This is a genomic window from Kribbella sp. NPDC005582, from assembly GCF_040605415.1.
In the GTDB taxonomy this organism is placed as follows: Bacteria; Actinomycetota; Actinomycetes; order Propionibacteriales; family Kribbellaceae; genus Kribbella.
In genome coordinates this window covers 1,732,081-1,757,302 of the sequence record NZ_JBEXCU010000001.1, presented here as the reverse complement: position 1 = coordinate 1,757,302, position 25,222 = coordinate 1,732,081, and the positions used below count along the sequence as shown (strand labels likewise).

Here is a 25,222-nt window from a genome sequence, read left to right as displayed (position 1 = left end):
GCACGTTGTTGCAACTATCCCCGCTTGACCGAAGCCAGCAGGAGCTGGGCGACGTCCTGGACCTCGACCTCTTCGCGGGCCGAACCGTCGGCCTGCTTGGCGGTCAGACCGTCCGACAGCATCACGCGGCAGAACGGGCAGCCGGTGGCGATCTTGTCGGCGCCGGTCTCGACGGCCTCGGTGGTGCGGTTGACGTTGATCCGGGTGCCGATCTTCTCTTCCATCCACATCCGCGCGCCGCCGGCGCCGCAGCAGAACGACTTCGTCTTGTTCCGCGGCATCTCGGCGTACTCGGCGCCGGGGATGATGTCGAGCAGTTCGCGCGGGGCGTCGTAGACCTGGTTGTGGCGGCCTAGGTAGCAAGGGTCGTGGTAGGTGATCTTCTGGCCGTTGAGCGAGCTGTCGGCCGGGGCGACCGGGGTCAGCTTGCCTTCGCGGACCAGCCGGTTGAGCAGCTGGGTGTGGTGGATGACGTCGAGCTCGACGCCGAGCTGTGAGTACTCGTTCTTCAGGGTGTTGAAGCAGTGCGCGCAGGTGGAGACGACCTTCTTCGCGCCGGTCTCCTTGAAGACCTCCGCGTTCTGCATCGCGAGCTGCTGGAAGACGAACTCGTTGCCGGCCCGGCGAGCGGGGTCACCGGTGCAGGTCTCCCCGTCACCCAGTACGGCGAAGCTGACGCCGGCGATGTTGAGCAGTTCGGCGACGGCCTGCGTCGTCTTCTTCGCCCGGTCCTCGTAGGCGCCGGCGCAGCCGACCCAGAACAGGTACTCGACCTCGGCCAGCGTCTCGACATCGGTACCGACCTGCTTGACCTCGAACGGCAGGTCCTTGGCCCAGTCCATCCGGCCGGACGGGCTCATGTTCCACGGGTTGCCCTTGTTCTCCAGGCCCTTGAACAGCCCGTTGAGCTCAGAGGGGAACGACGACTCGATCAGCACCTGGTAGCGGCGCATATCCATGATCGCGTCCACGTGCTCGATGTCGACCGGGCACTGCTGCACGCAGGCGCCGCACGACGTACAGGCCCAGAGGGCCTCTTCGTCGATGACCGCGACATCAGCCGGGCCGACGAGCGGCTTCTCCTGCTCGTCGAGCACCAGCTGCGACAGCGACTTGCGGTCGTCCTCAGAAGCCAGCAGGTACGGCGCCTTGGCGTAGGCGTGCTCGCGCAGGTTCATCATGACGAGCTTGGGCGACAGCGGCTTGTCGGTGTTCCAGGCAGGGCACTGCGACTGGCAGCGACCGCACTCGGTGCAGGTGGTGAAGTCGAGCAGGCCCTTCCAGGTGAAGTCCTCGACCTTGCCGACGCCGAGCGGCGCGTCCTCGTCGAGCTCCTCGATGTTCTCGAAGTCGATCGGCTCGCCCTTGACCATGATCGGCTGCAGGGCGCCGAGCGCCGTACCGCCGTCGGCCTTGCGCTTGAACCAGATGTTCGGCCAGGCGGTGAACCGGTGCCAGGCGACACCCATCGTCGCGTTCAGCGAGATCGTGATCATCCAGGCGAACGAGATCAGGATCTTCACCATCGCGACCAGGTAGACGGCGTTCTCCAGTCGCGACTCGGGCCAGCCGGTGACCGCCTCACCGAGGAACCAGGTGAGCGGGAAGTGCCACTTGTTGGCCTCGCCGAGGTGCACGGCCAGGCCCCACTCCAGCGCGCGCAGCGCCAGGATGCAGACCAGTACGCCGAGGATCGTGTACTCGACGTAGTACGCCTGCCAGCTCCGGGAGCCGAAGAACCGGCTGTAGCGACCCTCGGATCCGCTCGGCAGGTGCCGCAGCCGGATCGCGATCAGCCCGAGGATCGACAGCAGGCCGGTCCAGGTGAGGAGCTCGGTGACCCACTCGAAGACCACCCAGTGGCCGAGGATCGGCAGCGCGAAGTGGGCGTCGAACAACTGGCCGAACGCGGTCACCAGGCTGAGCACCAGCCCGAGGAAGCCGAACGCGACGAACCAGTGCAGGATGCCGATGTGGCTCCACTGCAGCATGCGGGTGTGACCGAGGGTCTCCTTGGCCAGCGTGACGCTGCGCTGCCCCGGCTGGTCGGTCCGGCCCGGGGCCGGCTGACCCAGCTTGATGACGGACACCATGTGCCCGATCGTCTTGCCGAACAGCGCGACGCCGACCAGGGCGATCGCGAGCGACACGATGATGGCGAGGATCTGCATACCAGCGATGTTATTGGTTGGTTACTGGTGAGTCATGGTGATGGGGTCATCATCACGCCCGCGTGTTCCGTCTCACGTTCGCAGATCAGGGCACCCTCAGTCGGCCAAGCGGACCAGGCGCGCCGCCACCACGGCACGCCGCGGGTCCTGCGCGGGGAGAGCGGTTGCGAGTTCCTCGAAGATCTCCAGGTCCTCGGCCCCGAGCGCCGTCTGGGCGAAACGCCACAGCAAGTCCGGATCTCCGGCGTCGAGGGCTGCTCGGCGCAGCGTGACGTCCAGCTCGTCCCGCTCGGCCCGGATGGCGGGAGCATCCGAGCGGGTGAGCAACGAACCGGCGTAATGTTCCAGTGCGGTCTGCAGGTCACCACGACGTACGGCGCTCTGTACGTCGGTGACGTCACCGGTCACATCGGCGATGATCCGGTACGGCTTCGTGTCGAGGACTCCGCCGCCGAGCAGATTCCGCAGCCGGTGCATCTCGGCGCGGACGGTGGTCGGGTTGCCCTCGTCGCCGTACAGCTGGAGCATCAGCTGCTCGGCGGTCAGTCCGGACGGGTGCAGTAAGAGAAGCGTCAGTACCTCGGCGCGGCGCAGGGTGAGCGGGATCTCGCGGCCGCCGACGACGGCGAGCGGCTGGCCGGCGCCGAGCAGCTTGAGGCGCAACGACGGCCGGCTGCGGCGGATCGGCGTACCGGGGATGTGGAGCAGGTAGCCCTCGTCGAGCGGCTCGATCAGGCCCTCGCGGCCGTCGCCGAGCTCGATCCGATCGGTGTCGGCCGGCACGATCAAGCGGTCCGGCAACCACTCCAACGGTTGGACGGCGAGCACGCGACCCGACGGCGTGAGCAGGGCGCCCGGTGCGTCGCCGAGTGCGACCAGGTGCCGCATGTTGCGGGCGCGCAGCATCTCGTCGGACGCGGCCATCCGAACCCGCAGTTGTCCCTCCGCGAGCTTGGCGGCGGCCGTCACCAGCGCCACCATCGCGGGATGCACGGTCCGCAGTGGGCCGGAGACGTCGACCGCGCCGAGCAGTTTGCCGGTGTCCGGGTCGTGTACCGGCGCCGCGGCGCAGGTCCACTCGTGGATTCGGCGGACGAGGTGTTCGGCCGAGTGGATCTGCACTGGCTGACCGGTGGCGAGCGCCGTACCCATGCCGTTGGTGCCGATCTGTTCCTCGGACCAGATCGCGCCTTCAGACAAGGCGATCCGGTCGGCCTGACGCCGGACCGAGGCGGACCCTTCGCGCCACAGGATCATCCCCTGGGCGTCGGTGATGATCATGATGTGCGACGCCTCGTCGGCGATCGTGGTCAGGGTTTGCCGCAGCACCGGCAGCACCGCCTGCAGCGGATGGCTCGACCGGACGCCTTCCAGCGCCTCGTGGTCGACGACCACCGGTGGCGCGTCCAGCTCGGGATCGACGGCGGCCGCCAGCGATCGTTGCCACGACTCGGCGACCAGTCGGCGCGGCACTCCGGGCACTCGGTGGCCACCGAGCACCTCGTCGTACAGCTCGCTCAACCGGCGCGCCTCGTCCGCCGCGTCCATCGCCTCACCTCATGTGCAACGTCCGTGCAACGTCGCCCTCCGTAGATTCCGGACCACGTCAGGTATCCCGAGGAGGACCTATGACGATCTTCGCAGCTCCCGGGCAGGATGGAAGCCCGGTCACCTACAAATCGCGCTACGAGCACTTCATCGGTGGCGAGTGGGTCCCGCCCGCCAAGGGCGGGTACTTCGAGAACCCGACACCGGTCACCGGCCAGAACTTCACCGAGATCGCCCGCGGTACGGCGGACGACGTCGAACTGGCCCTGGACGCCGCACACGGCGCCGCACCTGGCTGGGGCCGCACCTCACCGGCCGAACGAGCCAACATCCTGAACAAGATCGCCGACCGGATGGAGGCGAACCTCGAACTGCTCGCGGTCGCCGAGAGCTGGGACAACGGCAAGGCGGTGCGCGAGACGCTGGCCGCCGACCTGCCGCTCGCGATCGACCACTTCCGGTACTTCGCCGGGGCGTTGCGGGCCCAGGAAGGGTCCGTGTCGGTGATCGACGACGACACGATCGCCTACCACTTCCACGAGCCGCTCGGCGTCGTCGCGCAGATCATCCCGTGGAACTTCCCGCTGCTGATGGCGGTCTGGAAGCTGGCGCCCGCACTCGCGGCCGGTAACGCGATCGTGCTCAAGCCTGCCGAGCAGACCCCGGCCTCGATCCACGTCTGGCTCGAACTGGTCGCGGACCTGCTGCCGCCGGGGGTGCTGAACGTGGTCAACGGCTTCGGCGTCGAGGCCGGCAAACCACTTGCCTCCAGCAACAGAATTGCCAAGGTCGCGTTCACTGGTGAGACCACGACCGGCCGGCTCATCATGCAGTACGCCTCGGACAACATCATCCCGGTGACGCTGGAGCTCGGCGGGAAGAGCCCGAACATCTTCTTCGCCGACGTCGCGTCGGCGCGGGACGAGTTCTACGACAAGGCGCTCGAGGGCTTCACGATGTTCGCGCTGAACCAGGGCGAGGTCTGCACCTGTCCGTCCCGGGCGCTGATCCAGTCGTCGATCTACGACCAGTTCCTCGGCGACGCGACCGCCCGCACGCAGGCCATCAAGACCGGGAACCCGCTCGACACCGACACGATGATGGGCGCGCAGGCGAGCAACGACCAGTACGAGAAGATCCTCGCCTACATCGACATCGGCAAGGCCGAGGGCGCCAAGGTGGTCACCGGCGGCGAGCGCTCCGACCTCGGCGGCGACCTGAGCGGTGGCTACTACATCCAGCCGACGATCTTCGAGGGCGACAACAAGATGCGGATCTTCCAGGAGGAGATCTTCGGGCCGGTCGTCTCGGTGACCCGGTTCGACGACTACGCCGACGCGATGAAGATCGCCAACGACACCTTGTACGGTCTCGGCGCCGGTGTCTGGTCGCGCGACATCAACACGGCGTACCGGGCCGGGCGGGAGATCCAGGCCGGCCGGGTCTGGACCAACTGCTACCACGCCTACCCCGCGCACGCGGCCTTCGGCGGCTACAAGAACTCCGGCATCGGCCGCGAGAACCACAAGATGATGCTCGACCACTACCAGCAGACCAAGAACCTGCTGGTCAGCTACAGCCCGAACAAGCTCGGGTTCTTCTGACCGTGGTTGTTCACAAAGTGCTCTTGAGTGCGTCGGCGGAGGACCTCCTCCGTCGGCTCACCGAGACCCACGGGCCGCTGATGTTCCATCAGTCCGGTGGGTGTTGTGACGGCAGTTCGCCGATGTGTTTCCCGGAAGGCGAGTTCCGGATCGGTCCGGCCGACGTGCACCTCGGCGACCTCATGGTCGAGGGGCTCAGCAAGCCGATCGGCTTCTGGATGGCCGCCGATCAGTACCAGTACTGGAAGCACACGCAGCTCACTGTCGACGTCGTGAAGGGGCGGGGTAGCGGATTCTCGGTCGAGGCGCCGGAAGGCGTCCGCTTCCTGATCCGCTCCCGCCTCTTCACCGACGCCGAGTCCGAGGTTCTCGGACTCCTCTGAAGCGGGTGCCGACCGTCCGGTGGCGTTGCCGGACGGCCGGCACCCTTTTGCGTTGTGCGGGAAAGTCGCGGGGAATCCTTCAACGATTTCCGGAGTGCGCGGACGGCCGTTCTGACGCGGAAAATCGAGGCTCTTCGGGGCGGGTGTCACGGGTCGGCCCATGACATTTGTCAGAGGCGTAATCGCTGGCATCGGATCCCTTGCCGGGCGGACGATTTCGACACCATCCACTGTCGGTCACCGCCCCCCGCCAATCTGTGAACGGGCGATGGCCTGGCCCATCCGAGGAGTTCTGTTGAGGCAACGGATTCTCGTCACCGCCCTGGGCGCCGGCGCACTGGCCGTCGCGGGTCTGACCGCACCTACCGGGGCTCTCGCGGCCCCGATCACCCCGTACACCGCCGGGAAGCACGCGGCCCAGGTCTGCTCGGCCGCCAAGTCCAAGCACACCGCGAGCTGCCATGCGATCAAGCTGGTCGCGAGCAACGGCGTCACCCCCGCCGCGACCGCGCCGCCGGCCACCGGCCTGACGCCGAGCGGCCTGCGCGACGCCTACAAACTCAACGGGTTGAGCGCCGGCGGCCGGACGGTCGCGATCGTCGACGCGTACGGCTACCCGAACCTGGAGCGCGACCTCGGCGTCTACCGCTCGCAGTTCGGCCTGTCCGCCTGTACGACGACCAACGGCTGCCTGCGGATCGTCAACCAGACCGGCGGGACCACGCTGCCGAACTTCAACGCGGGCTGGGCCGGCGAGCAGGCACTCGACGTCGACGCGGTCTCGGCCGCGGCGCCGGATGCCAAGATCCTCGTCGTACAGGCCAAATCGGCCAGCTTCGCCGACCTCGGCTCGGCGGTCCAGACGGCCGCCAAGCAGGCCGGTGTGGTCGCGATCTCGAACAGCTACGGCGGTGGCGACGCCTCCGACAGCAGCTACGGCGCCTACTACAACCACCCGGGCATCGCGGTCACCGCGTCGACCGGTGACGACGGTTACCAGGGCGGCAGCTACCCCGCATCCTCGTCGTACACAACGGCTGTCGGCGGTACGTCGCTTGTTGCCGCCAGCAACACTCGTGGCTGGAGCGAGACCGTCTGGGACGGCGCCGGCTCCGGCTGCTCGACGTACAACACGGCGTTGAGTGCGGCCTCGTCGTTCGGCACCGGCTGCGCGAAGCGGGCCATGGCCGACGTGTCCGCGGCGGCCGACCCGAGCAAGGGCGGAATGGCGGTCTACTACCCGACCAGCAGGACCGCCTCGACCTGGGCGCAGTTCGGCGGAACCAGCGAAGCCGCGCCGATCATCGCCGCGGTCTACGCGCTGTCCGGCAACACGGCCGGCTACGCGAACGCGCTGCCCTACGCACACCCGGGCTCGCTGTTCGACGTGACGAGCGGCAGCAACGGCAGCTGCCCGACGACCCAGTGGTGCAACGCCCGCACCGGCTGGGACGGACCGACCGGACTGGGTACGCCGAACGGAGCAGGCGCGTTCTGAGTACCCCCTGAACGGGCGGCCGGACCCCTACCGCGATTGGGGTCCGGCCGCTCGCCTACGTCCTTTTCGAGAGTGCTTTTAGTAAGGTGCCGAGCACGAAGGACAACCCTCGTCTCCGCGCCATTCCGGGGATATCTCTTCCCCGGTTCCGGTTCCCCGCCTAAGGTCAGGCGCGGACGGGTCGCGGAGGGCGATCCGCGCAGGTGACTTTTCTGGAGTATCGCTGTGACCACATCACGCAGACGACGGGGGCTTCTCGCCGTGTCCGCCGTCTCCGCGGCCAGTCTGCTGGCCGTTTCGATGGCCGGCGGCGCGACCGCCGCCCCCCAGGCCGGACCCGGTGAGGGCAAGGCCGCCAAGGCCGAGAGCGTCAAGGGCAAGGAGCGCAAGGGCAACTACGACGCCCGCACGCCGAACGCGAAGACGACGTACAACCGCGCCGCCAAGGTGGCCGGCAAGGAGTCCGACGCGTCGGAGAAGTTCCGCAACTCGCTCGGTACCCAGGGCATCGTCGAGCTGGACCCGAACACCGGCACCCCGGCCCAGGTCTCGAAGCTGGACGGTTTCCTGACCGGTCGCAGCGCGAAGAAGGCCCAGGACGTCGCGCTGTCCTACGTGAAGGCGCACCCCGAGGTCTTCAAGCTCACCGCCGCCGACCTGGCCACGCTGAAGCTCCGCAAGGACTACGTCGACGACCTCGGCACCCACCACATCTTCTGGTCCCAGGTGGTCGACGGGATCGAGGTCTTCGGCAACGGCCTGAAGGCCAACGTCACCAAGCACGGCCAGCTGATCTCGGTGATGGGTTCGCCGGTCGCCGGCCTGACGACGGCCGCCCAGGCCCGTTCGGCCGCACCGGCGGTCTCTGCCGACGAGGCCCGCCAGGCCGCCGCCAAGGACATCGACGGTACGGCGAAGTCCGCCGCCGCGAAGAAGTCCGGCACCACGACCGTGTGGAGCAACGGCGACCAGGCCAAGCCGGTCTGGTTCCACACCGCCGACGGCCTGCGCAAGGGCTGGATGACGTACGTCAACGCCGGTGGCAGCAAGGTCTACACCCACGTCATCGACGCCCAGACCGGCGGCCTGCTCTACCGTCGCGACCTGCAGAACGAGGGGGTCGGCGACGCGCTCGTCACCGACAACTACCCTGGCGCCCCCAAGGGCGGCACCCAGCGGGTCGAGAACCTGATCTACAACAAGTGGCTGCCGAAGAACGCCAAGACCCTGCTCGAGGGGACGTCGGTCGCCGCCTTCGCCGATGTCAACGACGACAACGAACCGAACGCCGGTGAGTCCGTCAAGGTGCCCGGCACCAAGACCGGCGCGGAGTACAAGCTCACGGCGTTCAACAGCAACCCGCTGTGCTCGGCGGCGTTCGTCTGCACCTGGGACCCGGCCAAGCCGGACTCCTGGAAGACGAACATGAACGAGGACGTCACCAACGGCTTCTACCTCGCGAGCAACTTCCACGACTGGCTGGCCAAGCCACCGATCAGCTTCACCCCGGCGGCCGGCTCGTTCGACGCCGCGGGCGGTGACCCGGTCCTGCTGAACGCGCTCGACGGCGCCGCGACCGACGCCAACGGCGGCCCGGACGCGAACCACATCAACAACGCGAACATGAACACCCCGCCGGACGGTATCTCGCCGACCATGCAGATGTTCCTGTTCGGCAGCCCGGGTGACAACACCACCCTCCCGAGCAGCTCGTCGACCTCGGCCGAGATCCTGTACCACGAGTACACCCACGGCCTGTCGAACCGCCTGGTCGTCGACGCGACCGGCAGCTCGACGCTGAACAGCATCCAGGCCGGCTCGATGGGTGAGGCGTGGAGCGACTTCTACGCGCTCGACTACCTGGCCTCGCACGGCCTGGAGAAGGACACGGTCGCCAACGGCGAGATGCGGATCGGCAAGTACGACACCGCCGGCGGCACCATCCGGACGATGCCGAACGACTGCCGGGTCAAGGCCAAGGAGGCGGCCTGCGTCGGCATCGACGGTTCGCAGGGCGGCTACACCTACGGCGACTTCCCGACCATCGGCGGCACCCCCGAGGTGCACTCCTCCGGTGAGGTCTGGGCCCAGACGCTGTGGGACCTGCGGGAGCGCTTCGGCCGTGCATACGCGGTCAGCATCATCACCCGCGCGATGGAGCTGTCCGCCGCCGACCCGACCATGCTCGACATGCGCAACGCCATCGTGCAGGCCGACCTGGTCGCCAGCGGCGGCAAGAACGCCGGCATCATCTGGCAGGTCTTCGCCAACCGCGGCATGGGCTGGTACGCCGGCGTCATCGACGGCGGCGACTCCTTCCCGGCCGAGGACTTCCACGTCCCGCCGAAGGGCAAGACCACCACGCTGACCGGCACCATCACCGACAAGGACACCGGCAAGCCGATCCCCGGCGCGCTGGTCTACATCGGCGGCCACTCCTCCGGCTTCGCCGGTGACTACTCCGCCACCACCGACGCAGCCGGCAAGTACGCCATCACCAACGTCGCCCCCGGCACCTACCCGAAGTTCGTGGTCGCGTCCCCGGGCTACGAGCTGGCGGTCAACCCGGTCGTCGTGAAGGCCGGTGCCAGCGCCAGCTACGCCGTACGCCGCAACTGGGCGGCAGCCTCGGGTGGCGGCGCCATCGCGGCCTACACCGGCCCGGACTACAGCAGCAACAACTGTGGCCCCGGCGGTGCGATCGACAACGCTCAGGGCACCGGCTGGGGCAGCACCACCGGTGACGACAAGGGCACGCCGACCAACGTGATGATCCCGAAGCACATCGACATCAAGCTCCCGGCTTCGGTGACCATCGACTCGTTCAAGGTCGACCCGTCCAACGTCTGCGGTGACCCCGGCAGCTCGTCCACCGGTCAGTACCGGATCGAGACCTCGGCCGACGGCACCACCTGGGCCACCGCCCAGGAAGGCACCTTCACCGCCGCCAACCGCGGCAAGTACAACCTGCTCACCCCGACCGGCAACGCGGCCGGCGTCCAGTACGTGCGGTTCACCATGCTGAGCCCGCAGGTCCCGGACTTCGCCAACGCCTGCCCCGGCCCCTTCGGTGGCTGCACCTACACCGACATGACTGAGATCCAGGTCTTCGGCAAGAAGTAGTAAGCACGTCGAGAGAACAATGGTGGCCACCCCGGACCGGGGTGGCCACCATTGCTTTGTTCAGCGGCCGGATCAGGTCCGGGCCGCGTACCACCAGGCGTCGGTGTCCGACCTCAGGACGGTGATCAGCGGGTTGTTGTGGGTCTCGTTCGTGTGGTAGGTCAGATAGACCATGCTCGAGGTCTTCTTCGTCACGATCATGGCGTGGTTCATGTTGTGGTTCTTGTCGTTGTCGACCAGCAGTACATCGCCGTTACCCAGGTACCAGACGTTGCTCAGCCAGCTCACCCGTTTCGGGGCGAAGCGCGACCAGTTCTCGGCTGCGGCCCAGGTCCGGGTCTGATTCAGCCGGTTGTACCACCAGTTCGAACTGCTGGTGTACAAACCGTAGTCGTACGCCCAGCCGCCGGCTTTCATGGTCTGGGAAACGAAGTTGGTGCAGTCCGTGCTGAATCTCCGGTAATTCGGATTGAAGTTCTGCCAGTAGGTGTTCGCGTAATTGACCATGCAGGTGTAGCAGTACCCGGCCATCAGCCGCGCGGCCGCGGCGCCGGTATCCTCCTTCGGGTCACCGGTCGGCGTGCCGTCTTCTGGTGCCGCGGACTCGGGGATGACGGGAGTGGGCTCCGGCTGCTGGTCCTCGTTCTTGTCGGTGGCCGACAGCGGGCCGGGAATGCCGTAGGTGTACTCGGGTACGTCGATCATCGGCGAGGCCTCGAACGCTGCTTCGGTGATGGTGCGCGGTGCGTCGTTCACCGCCACCGACTGCTCGGCGTTGGCCGGGCGCAGATCGGCGATGGCCCACTGTCCGCCGGTCTTCACATAGGTGAACACCCGGTCGACCGACTGCTCGGTTGCCTCTGGTGCCTCGGGATCCAAGGTGCGATCGAACAGCAGTCGCGTCTTCTCCGTGACAGTTGCCGTCACCGAGCCGTCGGGCTGCCGCTCGACGCTCGAGGGCACGACGGTGGTCTCCGACGAGATCCACCGCTGCTTGTGGGCCGCCAGCTTCTGGCGGTTCTGCGCGAGGTAGCCGTCCACGGCGGACGCGACTCGTTGCTGTCCGGCGGACAGTGCGACTGGTGCTGCGGTGGCCTTCGACAGCGGTCGGCCGCCGCGGTCGGAGAGCAGGCTGCGGGTACGGGCGTCGAGGTAGCTTTTCGCGAGTGCGACGAGCTGGGTCTGCTCGTTTGCTCCGACGGCGGGCGGTTCGCCGTCGGTTCGGGCGACTGCCGGTGCCACACCGGCGCCGCTCAGAAGAAGTACGCCGATTCCCCCGGCTAGCAGACGTGTTCGTGAGCGATGCATTGTTCCCCTCACTTTGTTCGCAGTAATGACCGCAATCGGTCGTACTGCGGGCGGTTGCCGTGAAGGTACAAGGAGTAGCGAGACGCTACCAACGGGCGAAGTGCCGAATCGGTCTGCAGGTTGATGCAATTTGCCGGATTTATCGATCTATTGAGAATGCGGACTCCGGCTATGGCGTGATTCGGTCCGTCGGGCTAGCGATTGGTCGCCGCGGTCGGTTCGGGTCCGGGACTGCCCGCCCCCAGGGAGATGAACCAGCCGCTCTCCGTCCGGGTGAACTCCAGGGTCAGTTGCCGGCAAGGGCTCTTACCGCGGGGGACCGAGACGTCACCCCAGGCGATCTCAGGGCCGAAGCCGCCGCGGAGGTCGACCTTCGCGCCGTCGAAGGACGACCCTTTGCAGTCGTCGACCAGCTTGTGGGCCGCTGCCTCACGCCCGTTCAGCTTCGGGTCCGGGTTGGCCAGTTTCAGCAGACCGGTCTCGTCCTGGGCGGAGAGTGCTCGCAGCGCGCCGTCGGCAGCTTCTTGCGAGGTCTTGGCGCCACTCGGTCCGTCGTTCGCGTTCAGCACCACGATCGCTGTTGCGGCACCCAATACTACGACCGCACAGCCTGCGGCGAGCAGTACCTTCATCGGGCCGACCTCCTCGTCGTTGCTTGGAACCAGTGAGACGCGGCGAACACGGTATGTGTTCGCCGTATCCACATTCTGGGACCGGTCAAGTAAGTCTATTGGGTTGGTTTAGTTTCAAGGGGTGGATGCAGGGAGTGGTCGGTCGGCGCTGCGCTCAGGTGGGTGGAGCGCCGACCGAGCCACGCTCGATCAAGGTCGGTACGACGGTGGTCCGGCGGACGCGGCGGTTGGTGTCGACCGTGGCGGTAACGCGGTCGACGACGTCGGAGACGAGGTCGTCGAGGGGCCAGTGGAAGCTGGACAGGGGTGGCGTGAGCAGCTGCGAGAGCGGCTGGTCGTCGTAGCCGAGCAGAGAGACGTCCTCGGGGACGCGGAGGCCGAGCTCGCGGCCGGCGGCGTAGACGCCGAAGGCCATCGAGTCGGCGAGCGCGAGGATGCCGGTCGGGCGCGGGCTGCTCGTGAGCAGGGTGCGGGCCACGTCGGTGGCGCCGGCCAGGTCGTGCGGACACTGCTGGACGCGGATCTTCAGCTTGAGCTCGGCTCCGATCCGGTGCGCGATCTCCTCGGCCGGCCGGTCGATCTCGGCGCGCAGCGTGGGGCTCAGTACGGCGACGTCGCGGTGGCCGGCGGCGGCCAGCCGGCGCAACGCCGTACTGACTCCGGACTCGTTGTCGAAGACGACCTCGGACTTCGCCTTCGCGCCGGGGAGCGCGTCGCCGATCGCGATCACCGGGGCTTGCTCGGCGATCGTGGTCCAGCCGGGCGCGGCCGGGTCGATCGGAATCACGACGATGGCGTCGGCGCGGTGGTCGACCAGGTGCTGAGCCAGCTCGAGTTGACGGCCGGCGTCGCCGGCGGAGTCGATGATCCACGCGTTCCGGTCCGGGGCGAGCAGCTCGCGGCCGAGCGCGGCGGCGAGGCGTTGCTGCCAGAGGTCCTCGAGCGACGCGCAGAGCACGCCGATGGAGCCGCTGCGGCCGGAGGCCAGGGCGCGTGCCACCGGGTCGGCCTGGTAGCCGAGCCGCTCGGCCGCCTCCTGGACCCGCTGCCGGGTCTCCGGCGTTCCGTGCAGACCGCGCAGCGCGTAGGAGACAGCGGCCATCGACAGGCCGGTGTCCGCCGCGATGTCTTTGAGGGTCGGTCTGCGGCCGGTACCAGACATGGTCAGCACCCTAGCCCGCGGCTCGGACAAAAACTTGACAAGAGCCGCATTGAAGCGCTTCACTCTTCGCATACTGAAGCGCTTCAATCTGATCAAATGACAACCGGCGAGGAGGAGCTGTGATCGACGTCCACCAGCACCTCTGGCCGGCCGAGTTCATCGATCGCCTCCGCGCTCGCACCGAGCCGCCGTACCTGGACGGCTGGACGCTGCACACCGCGACCGAGACGCCGTACGAGGTGGATCCGGCGGCGCACGACGTCGACGCGCGCGTCGCGATCGAGCGTGAGCTCGGGACCGAGCTCGCAGCGGTGTCACTGTCGAGCCCGCTCGGGATCGAGTCGCTCGGCGACGACGAGCTGCTGGACGCCTGGCATGCCGGTGCGGCGGCCTTGCCCCAACCCTTCCGGGCCTGGGCCTCGGTGCGGCTGCCCGAGCCGGATCTGGATGAGGCGAAATCCCTTCTGGACCAGAGATTCCTGGGTTTCCAGCTGCCCGCTCATGTGCTGACCACGCCGGCCGGCTGGTCGACGTACGGCGAGTTGCTCGCGATCGCCGAGGGTTGGGACCGGCCGGTGCTCGTGCACCCCGGGATCGCCGGCCCGGCGGGCGACGTACCGGGGTGGTGGGCTCCGGTGGTCGACTACAGCCAGCAGTTGCAGGCCGCTTGGTGGGCCTGGCATGCGTACGGCGGCCGCCGGGAGTTCCCGCGGTTGCGAGTCTGCTTCGCCGCCGCAGCCGGCCTCGCGCCTGTGCACCATGAGCGGCTGACCGCCCGTGGCGGCCGCCTCGGCACCATCGACACCAACCTGTACGTCGACACCTCGAGCTATGGCCCGCAGGGAATCGACGCGGTCGCACGAGTCCTCGGAATCGACCAGGTCGTGCACGGCACCGACCGGCCGTACGCAGGACTCAGTGACCTCCGCCAAGGCGCCGCCGCGACCGCGGTGATCCGCCACGACAATCCGAACCGGTTGCTGTTCGGGGGAGACCCCAGCGCCGGCCGTCCATCTCCTGAGAGGGGAGTGCAGTGACTGCTCAGCCCATCGACGCACCCGTCGTCCCGGCACGTCAACCCAGCCGGCTAGTGGATCTCAACAACTGTCTGTCGCTGGACAACCTTCCGGGCCGCGACCTCACCCCGCAGGAGCTGGCCGAGCTGGCGTCGTCCATCGCCGCTCAGCCGCACCTGTGGGAGGACAAGGTCGCCTACAGCGACGACGAGCGCGTCTTCGCGTCGCTGCACCGCGACGCCAACGTCGACGTCTGGCTGATCTGCTGGACCCCGGTCAACGACACCGGCTGGCACGACCACGACACCTCGTCGGGTGCCGTGGCCGTGGCCAAGGGAACTCTCGTCGAACACAACCTCGCCATCGGCGCCGACTCCATCGAGACCGAAGTCCCCGCCGGCGCCGTCTACGGCTTCGGTCCCGACCACATCCACCGCATGGTCGGCCGCGACAAAGGCAGCGTCAGCGTCCACGCCTACAGCCCGCCGCTGTGGCGGATGGGTCAGTACTCCGTCAAGGACAACGTCCTCCGCCGGGTCTCCGTCTCCTACGCCGACGAGCTCCGCCCGATCGACTGAACCGCTCAGTCACGCTGACCGATCCCGAACAGCAGTGAGCTCGACTGCACCATCTCGGGATGCCGGTCAGCGAGACGTGCGCACTCCAGAGCGGTCTGCAGCGGGTCGGGCTCGCGCAGGGTGTCGGGCAGTGGCAGTCCGTTGTAGTGACTGTCGATCATGACCGTCAGCCAGCCGCCCGGCCCGGTGAGGCCGTGCACCGACACGGCCCGCAGGCCGGCACCGGTCAGCTCGGACCGCAGCTGAGCGACCGTGTGGTACGTCGCCTGCGCCAGCCGCTCGTTCCGTGCGCTGAACCCGTCCCGCAGGATGTCGGCGACCACGCCGCGCCGCTCGATCAGGTTGTTGGCCATCGTCGAGCCGACCAGGTTCGCCGTACGGTTGATCGCGACCACGGCCACGAACCCGCCGTACTTGGTCACCCGCACCGCTTCCCGCAACGCCGTACGCCGGTCCGCCGCCTCGACCAGGTGATACATCGGCCCGGCCAGGAACGCCGCGTCGAACTCCTCGTCCTCCCACGGCAGCTTCCGCGCATCACCCAGTACGGCGGGGATCCCGGCCGCCCCGGCCTGCTCGACATGATGCGGCACCGGATCCAGCAGTTCCACGTCGTACCCGTCGCTCCGCAACCACTGCGCATGAACCCCGGGCCCACCCCCGATATCCGCCACCCGAGCCGGCGGCTCCGGCAAATACCGGCACAGCAGCTCGCGCACCCGCGCCAGCTCCAACCGCCCCTTGACGCTCGAGCCCAACCGGCTCGCCTCGTCACACCGCTCCGTATAGAACTTCTCGAGTTCGCCATGAATCGTCATGACAACCAACCCTGAGCACATTTCCCGCGTCCAGGGAGGCCAGATCCCGGGGCAGCCCGGGGCATCCCTGCTCAGATCGCGGACCGCCAGGCCATCACAATCGGCCGAACCGCCGTCCGCCAAGCGTGGACCCGGCGAGCACACCCAGTTGTGATGGCGTGGCCGTCCGGGCCGGCGATCACCCGGCCGCCGGCCCCCACCGGGCTTGGGGGTTCAGCACCGCCGACCACGGTGCTGAACCCCCAACGAGGCTGCCTAGGCAGGCAAATCGGACGGGGGGCGGGGGTGCCGGGTCGGTCAGGCCCAGGATTCGGCGTGGGTGGGGATGCCGTTGGGGGCGGAGAGCTCGGTGGTGATGTCTTCGGCGTCGGGGTCGAGGGGCTCGAAGGGGGCTTCGGGGACGACGTAGGCGCGGGCGCCGGCGAGCATCTCGATGCCGGGGAGTTCGAACCAGGCTTCGCCGACCTCGCGGCTGATCTCGAAGATGGCCTGCTCGGCGGTCTCGACGGGCTCGGCCTCGCCGCCTTCCTCGAGTTCGGCGGGGTGGCGCTCCTGGGCGGCGCGGCCGGCCTCGAGCAGGGTGTCGAGGTCGACGACGCGGAGGTCGAAGCGGGAGACGACGCTGATCACGTGGTCTTCCTCGGTGTCGTCGTCGGCCTCGGGGTCCTCGGTCTCGTCGAGGAGCAGCGGCGTGGTGCCGGTGTGCTCGAAGACGGCGTCGTTCCAGTCGGCGACGAGCTCCTCGAGCGCGGCGTTCTGCTCGTCGAGGGCCTCGTGGTTCTCGGAGCCGTTCATCGCGAGCAGGGCCTCGGTGTGGGCCTGCAGGCGCTCGGCGAGCTTCCGGCTGGCCTCGGCGAGAGCCTCGCGGCTCTCCGGGGAGAAGAACTGCTCGGCGGGGGCGGTGGTGTCCAAATCTGTCACTGGCGGTTCTTCCTCAGTCCGTGGGGGTCTTGCCACGCGTAAGTATGAGAGAGACGCGTGAGAGCTGCGTCGGCGGGTGTGAGAGAGCTGTGAGAACCCTCCTGGCCACGCAGCGAGCGGTGTGCAGTGAAGGCATGAGCAACCTAGCCCCTGGAGTGGGGAACCTGTGAGCGCCGAGAACATCGCCGGACTCGTGGTGGCCGTGGCCCTGGTTCTGTACCTGGTCGCCGCCCTGATCTTCCCCGAGAGGTTCTGATGTCCGACACCGCCGCCGGCCTGTTACAGGTCGGCCTCCTGGTCGCGTGCCTGGCCGCGGTCTACCGGCCGCTCGGCGTCTACCTGGCCCGGGTCTACACCTCCGAATCCGACCTCCGGGTCGAGCGAGCGGCGTACCGGCTGTTCGGTGTGGACGCGCGGACCGACCAGACCTGGGCCGTCTACGCCCGGTCGCTGATCGCGTTCTCCGTGGTCAGCCTGGTCCTGCTCTTTCTGCTCCAGCGTCTGCAGAGTCACCTGCCGCTCTCGCTCGGCCTGCCGAACGTCGGATCCGGCCTCGCCTTCAACACCGCGGCATCGTTCGTCTCCAACACGAACTGGCAGTCCTACTCACCCGAGGCGACCATGGGCCACCTGGTCCAGTTCGCCGGCCTCGCCGTCCAGAATTTCCTCTCCGCCGCCGTCGGTCTCACGGTCGCCATCGCGGTGATCCGCGGTTTCGCCCGCTCCAAGACCGACCGCCTCGGCAACTTCTGGGTCGACCTGACCCGGACAGTACTGCGTGTCCTCCTTCCGATCGCCGTGATCGGAACACTTGCCCTGGTCGCGATGGGCGTCGTACAGAACTTCTCCGGCGGTCACGAAGTCACCTCGGTCGTCGGGCAGACCCAGACGATCCCCGGCGGACCGGTGGCCAGCCAGGAGGTGATCAAGGAGCTCGGCACCAACGGTGGCGGCTTCTACAACGCGAACTCCGCGCACCCGTTCGAGAACCCCAACGGCCTGTCGAACCTGTTCGAGATCTTTCTGCTGCTGGTCGTCCCGGTCTGCCTGACCCGCACCTTCGGCTTGATGGTCAAGGACAAGCGGCAGGGCTACGCGATCCTCGGCGTGATGGGCATGCTCTGGGCGACCTTCACCTTCTCCGCCACCTTCTTCGAGGTCCGCGGCGACTCGATGGAAGGCAAGGAGACCCGCTTCGGCCAATGGGCCTCGGCCCTCTTCGCCAGCTCCACCACCGGTACGTCGACCGGCGCGGTCAACGCGGCGCACGACTCGTTCACCCCACTAGGCGGCGGTACGGCACTCTTCCACATGATGCTCGGTGAAGTCTCGCCAGGCGGTGTCGGTACCGGTCTCTACGGCATGCTGATCCTCGCCGTACTGACTGTGTTCATCGCCGGTCTGATGGTCGGCCGGACGCCGGAGTACCTGAAGAAGAAGATCACCGCGCGCGAGATGAAGCTGGTCTCGCTCTACATCCTCACCACGCCGACCCTCGTCCTGGTCGGGACCTCGATCGCGATGGGCCTGGCCGTGGCGCGAGCGTCGATCTTCAACACCGACAGCCCACATGGATTCTCCGAAGTCCTCTACGCCTTCACCTCCGCCGGCAACAACAACGGCAGCGCGTTCGGAGGGCTCAGCGCGAACATCCCGTTCTACAACACTGCACTCGGACTGGTGATGCTGCTCGGCCGGTTCGTACCGATCGTGTTCGCGCTCGCGCTGGCGGGTTCGTTCGCGAAGCAGCAGCCGGTGCCGGTCACCCAGGGCACATTGCCCACGCACAAGGCGCTGTTCGTCACGATGCTGGTCGGCGTCGTCCTGATCGTCACCGGCCTGACGTACTTCCCCGCCCTCACCCTCGGACCCCTCGCGGAGGGACTGTGAGTACGCCAACAATGCTGCTGACCTCTTTCCCGGACGCGCTCCGCAAGCTCGATCCGCGGGTGATGGTGAAGAACCCGGTGATGTTCGTGGTCGAGGTCGGTGCGGTCGCGTCGACGCTGATCGCGCTGACCGACTCGACCGTGTTCGCCTGGTGGATCGTGGTATGGCTCTGGCTGACCGTGATCTTCGCGAACCTGGCCGAGGCGGTGGCCGAGGGTCGGGGCAAGGCTCAGGCCGAGACGCTGCGCCGGGCGAAGACCGAGACCACCGCCCGCCGGTTGACCGACGACGGCGAGGAGCAGATTCCGGCGGCTCAGTTGCAGCTCGGCGACCTCGTGGTCGTGGAGGCCGGCCAGATCATCCCCGGCGACGGTGACGTCGTCGAGGGCGTGGCGAGTGTCGACGAGTCGGCGATCACCGGTGAGTCGGCGCCGGTCATCCGGGAGTCCGGTGGCGACCGCAGTGCGGTCACCGGCGGGACCAAGGTGCTCTCGGACCGGATCGTCGTGAAGATCATGACCAAGCCTGGCGAGAGCTTCATCGACCGGATGATCGCGCTCGTCGAGGGCGCGTCCCGGCAGAAGACGCCGAACGAGATCGCGCTGAACATCCTGCTCGCCAGTCTGACGATCGTGTTCCTGATCGCCACGGTCACGCTGCCGACCTTCGCCACGTACGGCGGCGTACACCTCAGCATCGTGATCCTGGTGGCTCTGCTGGTCTGCCTGATCCCGACCACGATCGGTGCGCTGCTGTCCGCGATCGGTATCGCCGGGATGGACCGGCTGGTGCAGCGCAACGTGCTGGCGATGTCCGGCCGGGCGGTCGAGGCGGCGGGTGACGTGAATACCTTGCTGCTGGACAAGACCGGCACGATCACCTTGGGGAACCGGCAGGCCGCCGACTTCATCCCGGTCGACGGAGTGACCGACACCGAGTTGGCGGACGCGGCCCAGCTGTCCAGTCTGGCCGACGAAACGCCGGAGGGGCGATCGATCGTCGTACTGGCGAAGAACGGGTACGGGCTGCGTGAGCGGCACACCGGAGAGTTGCCGCAGGCAACGTTCGTCGAGTTCACCGCGCAGACCCGGATGAGCGGTGTGGACGTCGACGGCCGCCAGGTCCGCAAGGGCGCGGCCGGTGCCGTCAACACCTGGATCACCAACCACGGCGGTACGTCGGACGCGCGGCTCGGCGAGATCGTCGACGGAATCTCGGCCTCCGGCGGTACGCCGTTGGTCGTGGCGGAGGCGGTCGCCGGCTCGGCCCGCGCGCTCGGCGTAATCCACCTCAAGGACGTAGTCAAGGCTGGGATGCGGGAGAGGTTCGACCAGATGCGCGCGATGGGCATCCGGACCGTCATGATCACCGGCGACAACGCGCTGACCGCAAAGGCGATCGCCGAGGAGGCCGGGGTCGACGACTTCCTGGCCGAGGCGACGCCCGAGGACAAGATGGCGCTGATCAAGAAGGAGCAGGAAGGCGGCCGGCTGGTCGCGATGACCGGTGACGGCACCAACGACGCGCCGGCGCTCGCGCAGGCCGATGTCGGGGTCGCGATGAACACCGGGACGTCAGCGGCCAAGGAGGCCGGCAACATGGTCGACCTGGACTCGAACCCGACCAAGCTGATCGAGATCGTTGAAATCGGCAAGCAGTTGCTGATCACCCGCGGATCGCTGACCACCTTCTCGATCGCGAACGATGTGGCCAAGTACTTCGCGATCCTGCCGGCCTTGTTCGCCGGGGCCTACCCGGGCCTGGATCGGCTGAACATCATGCACCTGCACTCACAGCAGACGGCGATCGTCGCCGCGATCGTCTTCAACGCGCTGGTGATCGTTGCCTTGGTCCCCCTTGCCCTCCGTGGCGTCCGGTACCGGCCGTCGTCCGCCTCGGCGATGCTGCGCCGCAACCTGCTCGTGTACGGCGTCGGCGGGCTGATCACGCCGTTCGTCGGAATCAAACTTCTCGACCTGGTGATCGCGCTGATCCCCGGTCTACGGTGAAAGGTCGAATCATGAGGCAGTACTGGGTTGCAGCGCGGGTGTTGCTGGTGTTCACGGTCGTGCTCGGTATCGCGTACCCATTGGTGATGACGGGCGCTGCGCAGCTCCTGTTCCACAGCAACGCGAACGGCTCGATCATCAAGGTCAACGGCAAGGAGGTCGCCTCCGACCTGATCGGTCAGTCCTACGAAGGCAACCAGTGGTTCCACACCCGCCCGTCGGCCGCGAAGTACGACGGCAAGGCCAGCGCCGCGTCGCAGTACGGGCCCAACAACCCCGACCTGCTGAAGCTGGTGCAGGAGCGCCGGAAGGCGGTGGCCGCGCTGGAGGGCGTGAGCGAGGCGCAGGTCCCGCCGGACGCGGTGACGGCGAGCGGATCCGGCCTCGACCCGGCGATCAGCCCGGCGTACGCCGCCTTGCAGATCAACCGGGTCGCGCGGGAGCGCGGGCTGTCCGTGGCGCAGGTGCAGAAGCTGGTTGCCGACAACACGCACGGCCGCGTGCTGGGTTTCCTCGGGGAGCCCTACGTCAATGTCGTCACGCTCAACGCAGCGCTGGCATGATCGCAGTATGAAGCGAGGCCGGCTCAGGGTCTATCTCGGCGCCGCACCTGGCGTCGGGAAGACGTACAAGATGCTGGGCGAGGGCCAGCGGCGGCTGTCCCGGGGCACGGACGTAGTGGTCGGATTCGTCGAGACCCACGGGCGCGAGCACACCGCTGCGATGCTCGAAGGACTGGAACTGGTACCGCGGCGGATCGTCGACTACCGCGGTGCCAGCTTCACCGAGCTGGACCTGGACGCGCTGCTGGCGCGTCGGCCCGAGGTCGCGCTGGTCGACGAACTCGCGCACACGAATGTGCCGGGCGGCCGCAACGAGAAGCGCTGGCAGGACATCGAGGAGCTGCTGGCGGCCGGGATCGACGTGATCTCGGCCGTCAACATCCAGCACCTCGAGTCGATCAACGACGTGGTCGAGAAGATCACCGGCGTACCGCAGCAGGAGACCGTGCCGGACCGGGTGGTTCGGGCCGCGGACCAGATCGAGCTGGTGGATATGACACCGGAGGCGCTGCGCCGCCGGATGGCCCACGGCAACGTTTATGCGGCCGACAAGATTGATGCTGCCTTGGGCAACTACTTCCGCGTCGGCAACTTGTCGGCATTGCGTGAGCTGGCGTTGCTGTGGCTGGCGGATCGGGTGGATGCCGGTCTGCAGCAGTATCGACAGCAGCACGACATCGACTCGACCTGGGAAGCACGGGAGCGGGTCGTGGTCGCGCTCACCGGCGGCGCCGAGGGCGAGACGCTGATCCGCCGGGCCGCCCGGATCGTCGCGCGCTCGTCGGGTGGGGATCTGCTGGCCGTCCATGTGGCGCGCTCCGATGGGCTGACCGGTGCCGATCCGAAGCGGTTGGCCGAGCAGCGCAATCTGGTCGAATCGCTCGGTGGGACTTATCACCAGGTGGTCGGGGACGACGTTCCCGCCGCGCTGCTGACGTTTTCGCGCGCGGAGAACGCGACGCAGTTGGTGCTGGGTGGGTCGCGGCGATCGCGGTTGTCCGCGCTCACCGGGCCGGGAATCGGAGCGTCGACGATCCGCGGTTCGGGCGATATCGACGTCCATATCGTCACGCACTCGCAGATGGGTCGCGGGCGGTTGCCGCGGCTGCACGGGAGCCTGTCGCGGCGGCGCAAGATCCAGGGGTTCGTGCTCTCGATCGTGCTGCAGCCGATCCTCGCGCTGGCGCTGGATCTCGGCGGTGACCGGCTGAACCTGACCAGCGACGTCCTCGCCTTCCTGCTGGCCGTGGTCGTGGTCGCACTGGTCGGTGGCCTCTGGCCCGCGCTCGTCACCGCGGTCGGCGGGTCGCTGGTGATCAACTACTTCTTCACTCCGCCGACCAAGACCTTCACGATCGCCGAGGTGAACAACGCGCTCGCGCTGGCGATCTTCGTGCTGGTCGCGGCACTGGTGAGTTCGGTCGTCGACCGGGCGGCCCGCCGTACCAGACAGGCCGCGCGAGCGGCCGCCGAGTCGGAGACGCTGGCCACGCTGGCGGGTTCGGTGCTGCGCGGCGAGACCGCGCTGCCGGCGCTGCTCGAGCGGGTCCGCGAGGCGTTCGGGATGACGAGCGCCTGCTTGATGGAGCGCATCGACAACGACGAGCTGACCGAGGTCTGGCGGCCGATCGCCTCCGCCGGTACGCCGACCTGCCGGCGACCGGAGGACGGCGACGCAGAGATCCCCGGCCGGGAGAACCTAGTTCTCGTGCTGCAGGGTCGTCAGCTCGCGGCGGACGAACGACGCCTGGTCGGGGCCTTCGCCGCTCATGCGGCCGCGCTGGTCGATCGCGCCCGGCTGACCGAGGCCGCCGCGGAGGCCAAGCCGCTCGCCGAGGCAGACAAGCTGCGGACGGCCTTGCTACGCGCAGTCGGGCACGACCTGCGATCGCCGTTGGCCTCGGCCAAGGCCTCGGTGACGTCGTTGCGCAGCGATGATGTGGAGTGGAGCGAGTCCGAGCGGTCCGAGCTGTTGGAGACCGCGGACGAGTCGCTCGACCGCCTGTCGCGGCTGGTCGACAATCTGCTCGACCTCAGTCGGCTGCAGGCCGGCGTACTGCCTGTGTTCACGCGGCCGATGGCGCTGGACGAGGTGATTCCCGGCGTACTGGCTGAGCTTGGCGACGACAGTGAGCGGGTCGTCGTCGACATCCCGCACACGCTGCCGTTGATCGAGGCGGATCCGGCGCTGATCGAGCGGGTGCTCGCGAACCTGGTCGCGAATGCGCTGCGGTACTCGCCGCCGGAGCGCGGTCCGCTGGTGACCGGGAGTTCACTGGGGGAGACCGTCGAGATCCGGGTGATCGATCGCGGGCCGGGGATTCCGCGCGAGGAGCGGGATCGGGTGTTCGCGCCGTTCCAGCGGTTGGGCGACACCGACAACACCGTGGGCGTCGGGCTCGGGCTGGCGCTGGCGCGGGGACTGGCCGAGGCGATGCGAGGCTCGGTGCAGCCTGAAGACACGCCAGGCGGCGGGTTGACGATGGTGGTCTCCGTGCCGGCGGCCACCACGGCCGACGTACCGGTGCCGGGGACGCGCGAACGAACGGGGACCTCTGATGACTAGGGTGCTGGTGGTCGACGACGAACCGCAGATCGTGCGGGCGTTGCAGATCAACCTGAAGGCGCGTGGGTACGAGGTGCATCTGGCCGGCACCGGTACGGCGGCGCTGAAGGTGGCGGCGCAACACCCGCCGGAGCTGGTGATCCTCGATCTCGGGCTGCCCGATTTCGACGGGGTCGACGTGATCCGCGGGCTGCGCGGATGGACCGAGGCGCCGATCCTGGTGCTGTCCGGGCGAACCGATCAGACCGACAAGGTCGAGGCGCTGGACGCCGGCGCGGACGACTACGTCACCAAGCCGTTCGGGATCGACGAGCTGCTGGCGCGGATGCGCGCCGTACTGCGGCGCAGCAACCTTGCACAGGATCAACCCGTCGTCACTGTCGGTGGGATCAGCGTGGATCTCGCCGCGAAGCGGGTGACACTCGAGACCGGCGAGGACATCCGGCTGACCCCGACCGAATGGCATCTGCTCGAAGTTCTGCTGCGTCATCCGGGCAAGTTGCTGTCGCAACGCCAGTTGCTGACCGAGGTGTGGGGGCCGGGATACGAGTCCGCGAGTGGAAACCTTCGCTTCTACATGGGCCAGTTGCGGCGCAAGCTCGAAGCCGATCCGGCCCGCCCAAAACATCTGTTGACCGAACCTGGGATGGGCTACCGTTTCGAGCCGTGACTACTTCGGGGGACCCACGGCGGGTCAATTATGCGAAACGTACTGCTGATACCCAGGCCGCCTTCTTCACAAGGCACCTGCGGCCAGGGATCAGCCTTCTCGACCTCGGCTGCGGACCGGGATCCATCACGGTCGGACTGGCCGAGCGGGTGCACCCGGGATCGACGACCGGCTTCGATCTTCACCCCGGGCTGCCGGAAGGGGCAGACGCCGCGATCACCGTGGTGGAAGGCGATGTGACGAAGGGACTTCCGTTCGAGGACGGTACCTTCGACGCGGTCTTCTCCAGCGCGATGCTGCAACACCTCCCCGATCCACTCGCCGTACTGCACGAGGTGCGCCGCGTGGTCCGCCCGGGCGCGGTCGTCGGCCTGGTCGACGCCGACTGGGACGGTCAGTTGCTCTACCCGACGAATCCGTTGCTAGAGGCATCTTTCGAGGTGCTGCGCCGGCTGCGCGCCGGGACGTCGCCGAACGTCGGCAAGCAACTGCGCTCGCTGCTCGTCGAGGCCGGCTTCGTCGACTGCGAGAGCTACGCGCGCGTCGTCCACCACGGTACGCCGGACGAGGTCGCCGGGGTCGGCACCTTCACGGCCAGCCTGATGTCCGGCCAGCGCGAGCAGATCATCGAACTGAACATCGCCACCGGCGCCGAGGTGGACGAGATGGAGCGCGCCTGGAAGGTCTGGTCCGAAGAGCCGGGCGCCTTCCTCGCCCGGTTCTGGATCGAGGCCGTCGGTTGGGCGCCCGAGGCCTGAACGT

At 67.9% G+C, this 25,222-nt stretch carries 20 protein-coding genes; 13 read left to right on the top strand and 7 right to left on the bottom strand.

Annotated features, from left to right (window positions below):
* Window positions 1-14: 14 nt before the first annotated feature.
* Window positions 15-2,171, bottom strand: coding sequence for a (Fe-S)-binding protein (locus tag ABZS29_RS08760; protein ID WP_355459900.1), 2,157 nt, complete (start codon window positions 2,169-2,171; stop codon window positions 15-17).
* 96 nt (window positions 2,172-2,267) lie between these two features.
* The gene (locus tag ABZS29_RS08755) at window positions 2,268-3,719 is read right to left on the bottom strand and encodes a GAF domain-containing protein (RefSeq protein WP_355459898.1); all 1,452 of its coding nucleotides are present in this window, start codon (window positions 3,717-3,719) and stop codon (window positions 2,268-2,270) included.
* A gap of 80 nt (window positions 3,720-3,799) precedes the next feature.
* On the opposite strand from ABZS29_RS08755, the gene adh reads away from it, so the two are divergent.
* The 4 genes from adh to ABZS29_RS08735 all read left to right on the top strand — a co-directional run bounded on the left by adh (window position 3,800) and on the right by ABZS29_RS08735 (window position 10,327).
* Window positions 3,800-5,323: an aldehyde dehydrogenase gene (adh, locus tag ABZS29_RS08750; protein WP_355459896.1), complete on the top strand. Its 1,524-nt coding sequence runs from the start codon at window positions 3,800-3,802 to the stop codon at window positions 5,321-5,323.
* Window positions 5,324-5,340: 17 nt separating this feature from the next.
* Entirely contained in the window at window positions 5,341-5,706 is a 366-nt protein-coding gene (locus ABZS29_RS08745) for a DUF779 domain-containing protein (protein WP_355460845.1), read from the top strand.
* A gap of 295 nt (window positions 5,707-6,001) precedes the next feature.
* Window positions 6,002-7,204 (top strand): S53 family peptidase, encoded by a 1,203-nt coding sequence (locus tag ABZS29_RS08740; RefSeq protein ID WP_355459894.1) that lies wholly within the window; start codon window positions 6,002-6,004, stop codon window positions 7,202-7,204.
* Window positions 7,205-7,465: 261 nt separating this feature from the next.
* Window positions 7,466-10,327, top strand: coding sequence for a M36 family metallopeptidase (locus tag ABZS29_RS08735; protein ID WP_355459892.1), 2,862 nt, complete (start codon window positions 7,466-7,468; stop codon window positions 10,325-10,327).
* A 72-nt stretch (window positions 10,328-10,399) separates the two neighbouring features.
* Here ABZS29_RS08735 and ABZS29_RS08730 read toward each other — a convergent pair whose 3' ends face one another.
* The 3 genes from ABZS29_RS08730 to ABZS29_RS08720 all read right to left on the bottom strand — a co-directional run bounded on the left by ABZS29_RS08730 (window position 10,400) and on the right by ABZS29_RS08720 (window position 13,429).
* Complete coding sequence (locus tag ABZS29_RS08730; RefSeq protein ID WP_355459890.1) at window positions 10,400-11,635, bottom strand: amidase domain-containing protein; 1,236 nt, start codon at window positions 11,633-11,635, stop codon at window positions 10,400-10,402.
* A gap of 194 nt (window positions 11,636-11,829) precedes the next feature.
* Window positions 11,830-12,267 (bottom strand): hypothetical protein, encoded by a 438-nt coding sequence (locus tag ABZS29_RS08725; protein ID WP_355459888.1) that lies wholly within the window; start codon window positions 12,265-12,267, stop codon window positions 11,830-11,832.
* A gap of 154 nt (window positions 12,268-12,421) precedes the next feature.
* On the bottom strand, window positions 12,422-13,429 hold the full coding sequence (locus ABZS29_RS08720; RefSeq protein ID WP_355459887.1) for a LacI family DNA-binding transcriptional regulator: 1,008 nt from the start codon (window positions 13,427-13,429) through the stop codon (window positions 12,422-12,424).
* A 119-nt stretch (window positions 13,430-13,548) separates the two neighbouring features.
* On the opposite strand from ABZS29_RS08720, the gene ABZS29_RS08715 reads away from it, so the two are divergent.
* Window positions 13,549-14,466 (top strand): amidohydrolase family protein, encoded by a 918-nt coding sequence (locus ABZS29_RS08715; protein ID WP_355459885.1) that lies wholly within the window; start codon window positions 13,549-13,551, stop codon window positions 14,464-14,466.
* Window positions 14,463-15,023, top strand: coding sequence for a cysteine dioxygenase family protein (locus tag ABZS29_RS08710; RefSeq protein ID WP_355459883.1), 561 nt, complete (start codon window positions 14,463-14,465; stop codon window positions 15,021-15,023). Before ABZS29_RS08715 ends, ABZS29_RS08710 begins: the two co-directional genes overlap by 4 nt.
* Before the next feature lie 5 nt (window positions 15,024-15,028).
* Here ABZS29_RS08710 and ABZS29_RS08705 read toward each other — a convergent pair whose 3' ends face one another.
* Together ABZS29_RS08705 and ABZS29_RS08700 are read right to left on the bottom strand one after the other, a co-directional pair.
* The gene (locus tag ABZS29_RS08705; protein WP_355459882.1) at window positions 15,029-15,841 is read right to left on the bottom strand and encodes a class I SAM-dependent methyltransferase; all 813 of its coding nucleotides are present in this window, start codon (window positions 15,839-15,841) and stop codon (window positions 15,029-15,031) included.
* A 297-nt stretch (window positions 15,842-16,138) separates the two neighbouring features.
* Window positions 16,139-16,762, bottom strand: coding sequence for a hypothetical protein (locus tag ABZS29_RS08700; RefSeq protein ID WP_355459881.1), 624 nt, complete (start codon window positions 16,760-16,762; stop codon window positions 16,139-16,141).
* A gap of 166 nt (window positions 16,763-16,928) precedes the next feature.
* On the opposite strand from ABZS29_RS08700, the gene kdpF reads away from it, so the two are divergent.
* Genes kdpF through ABZS29_RS08665 form a run of 7 tightly spaced genes read left to right on the top strand, consistent with a single transcriptional unit; the run spans window position 16,929 to window position 25,218 of the window.
* Window positions 16,929-17,018 carry a K(+)-transporting ATPase subunit F gene (gene kdpF / locus ABZS29_RS08695; RefSeq protein ID WP_131363646.1) on the top strand — a complete coding sequence of 30 codons (90 nt, stop codon included), beginning with the start codon at window positions 16,929-16,931 and terminating at the stop codon, window positions 17,016-17,018.
* Complete coding sequence (kdpA, locus tag ABZS29_RS08690) at window positions 17,018-18,652, top strand: potassium-transporting ATPase subunit KdpA (protein WP_355459878.1); 1,635 nt, start codon at window positions 17,018-17,020, stop codon at window positions 18,650-18,652. The genes kdpF and kdpA overlap by 1 nt, the downstream gene beginning before the upstream one ends.
* 11 nt (window positions 18,653-18,663) lie before the next feature.
* Window positions 18,664-20,661 carry a potassium-transporting ATPase subunit KdpB gene (gene kdpB / locus ABZS29_RS08685; RefSeq protein WP_355460843.1) on the top strand — a complete coding sequence of 666 codons (1,998 nt, stop codon included), beginning with the start codon at window positions 18,664-18,666 and terminating at the stop codon, window positions 20,659-20,661.
* An 11-nt stretch (window positions 20,662-20,672) separates the two neighbouring features.
* Complete coding sequence (gene kdpC / locus ABZS29_RS08680) at window positions 20,673-21,224, top strand: potassium-transporting ATPase subunit KdpC (protein ID WP_355459877.1); 552 nt, start codon at window positions 20,673-20,675, stop codon at window positions 21,222-21,224.
* Window positions 21,225-21,231: 7 nt separating this feature from the next.
* On the top strand, window positions 21,232-23,790 hold the full coding sequence (locus ABZS29_RS08675; protein ID WP_355459875.1) for a DUF4118 domain-containing protein: 2,559 nt from the start codon (window positions 21,232-21,234) through the stop codon (window positions 23,788-23,790).
* Window positions 23,783-24,460 (top strand): response regulator, encoded by a 678-nt coding sequence (locus ABZS29_RS08670; protein ID WP_355459873.1) that lies wholly within the window; start codon window positions 23,783-23,785, stop codon window positions 24,458-24,460. The genes ABZS29_RS08675 and ABZS29_RS08670 overlap by 8 nt, the downstream gene beginning before the upstream one ends.
* The gene (locus ABZS29_RS08665; RefSeq protein WP_355459872.1) at window positions 24,457-25,218 is read left to right on the top strand and encodes a methyltransferase domain-containing protein; all 762 of its coding nucleotides are present in this window, start codon (window positions 24,457-24,459) and stop codon (window positions 25,216-25,218) included. The genes ABZS29_RS08670 and ABZS29_RS08665 overlap by 4 nt, the downstream gene beginning before the upstream one ends.
* The last annotated feature ends 4 nt before the right edge of the window (window positions 25,219-25,222 follow it).

Excerpts from the sequence above, each read along its gene's own strand:
- ABZS29_RS08760 (WP_355459900.1), bottom strand. The coding sequence starts at position 2,171 with ATGCAGATCCTCGCCATCATCGTGTCGCTCGCGATCGCCCTGGTCGGC.
- ABZS29_RS08675 (WP_355459875.1), top strand. The coding sequence starts at position 21,232 with ATGAAGCGAGGCCGGCTCAGGGTCTATCTCGGCGCCGCACCTGGCGTC.
- ABZS29_RS08705 (WP_355459882.1), bottom strand. The coding sequence starts at position 15,841 with ATGACGATTCATGGCGAACTCGAGAAGTTCTATACGGAGCGGTGTGAC.
- adh (WP_355459896.1), top strand. The coding sequence starts at position 3,800 with ATGACGATCTTCGCAGCTCCCGGGCAGGATGGAAGCCCGGTCACCTAC.
- ABZS29_RS08720 (WP_355459887.1), bottom strand. The coding sequence starts at position 13,429 with ATGTCTGGTACCGGCCGCAGACCGACCCTCAAAGACATCGCGGCGGAC.
- kdpB (WP_355460843.1), top strand. The coding sequence starts at position 18,664 with ATGCTGCTGACCTCTTTCCCGGACGCGCTCCGCAAGCTCGATCCGCGG.
- kdpC (WP_355459877.1), top strand. The coding sequence starts at position 20,673 with ATGAGGCAGTACTGGGTTGCAGCGCGGGTGTTGCTGGTGTTCACGGTC.
- ABZS29_RS08670 (WP_355459873.1), top strand. The coding sequence starts at position 23,783 with ATGACTAGGGTGCTGGTGGTCGACGACGAACCGCAGATCGTGCGGGCG.
- ABZS29_RS08730 (WP_355459890.1), bottom strand. The coding sequence starts at position 11,635 with ATGCATCGCTCACGAACACGTCTGCTAGCCGGGGGAATCGGCGTACTT.
- ABZS29_RS08725 (WP_355459888.1), bottom strand. The coding sequence starts at position 12,267 with ATGAAGGTACTGCTCGCCGCAGGCTGTGCGGTCGTAGTATTGGGTGCC.
- kdpA (WP_355459878.1), top strand. The coding sequence starts at position 17,018 with ATGTCCGACACCGCCGCCGGCCTGTTACAGGTCGGCCTCCTGGTCGCG.
- ABZS29_RS08755 (WP_355459898.1), bottom strand. The coding sequence starts at position 3,719 with ATGGACGCGGCGGACGAGGCGCGCCGGTTGAGCGAGCTGTACGACGAG.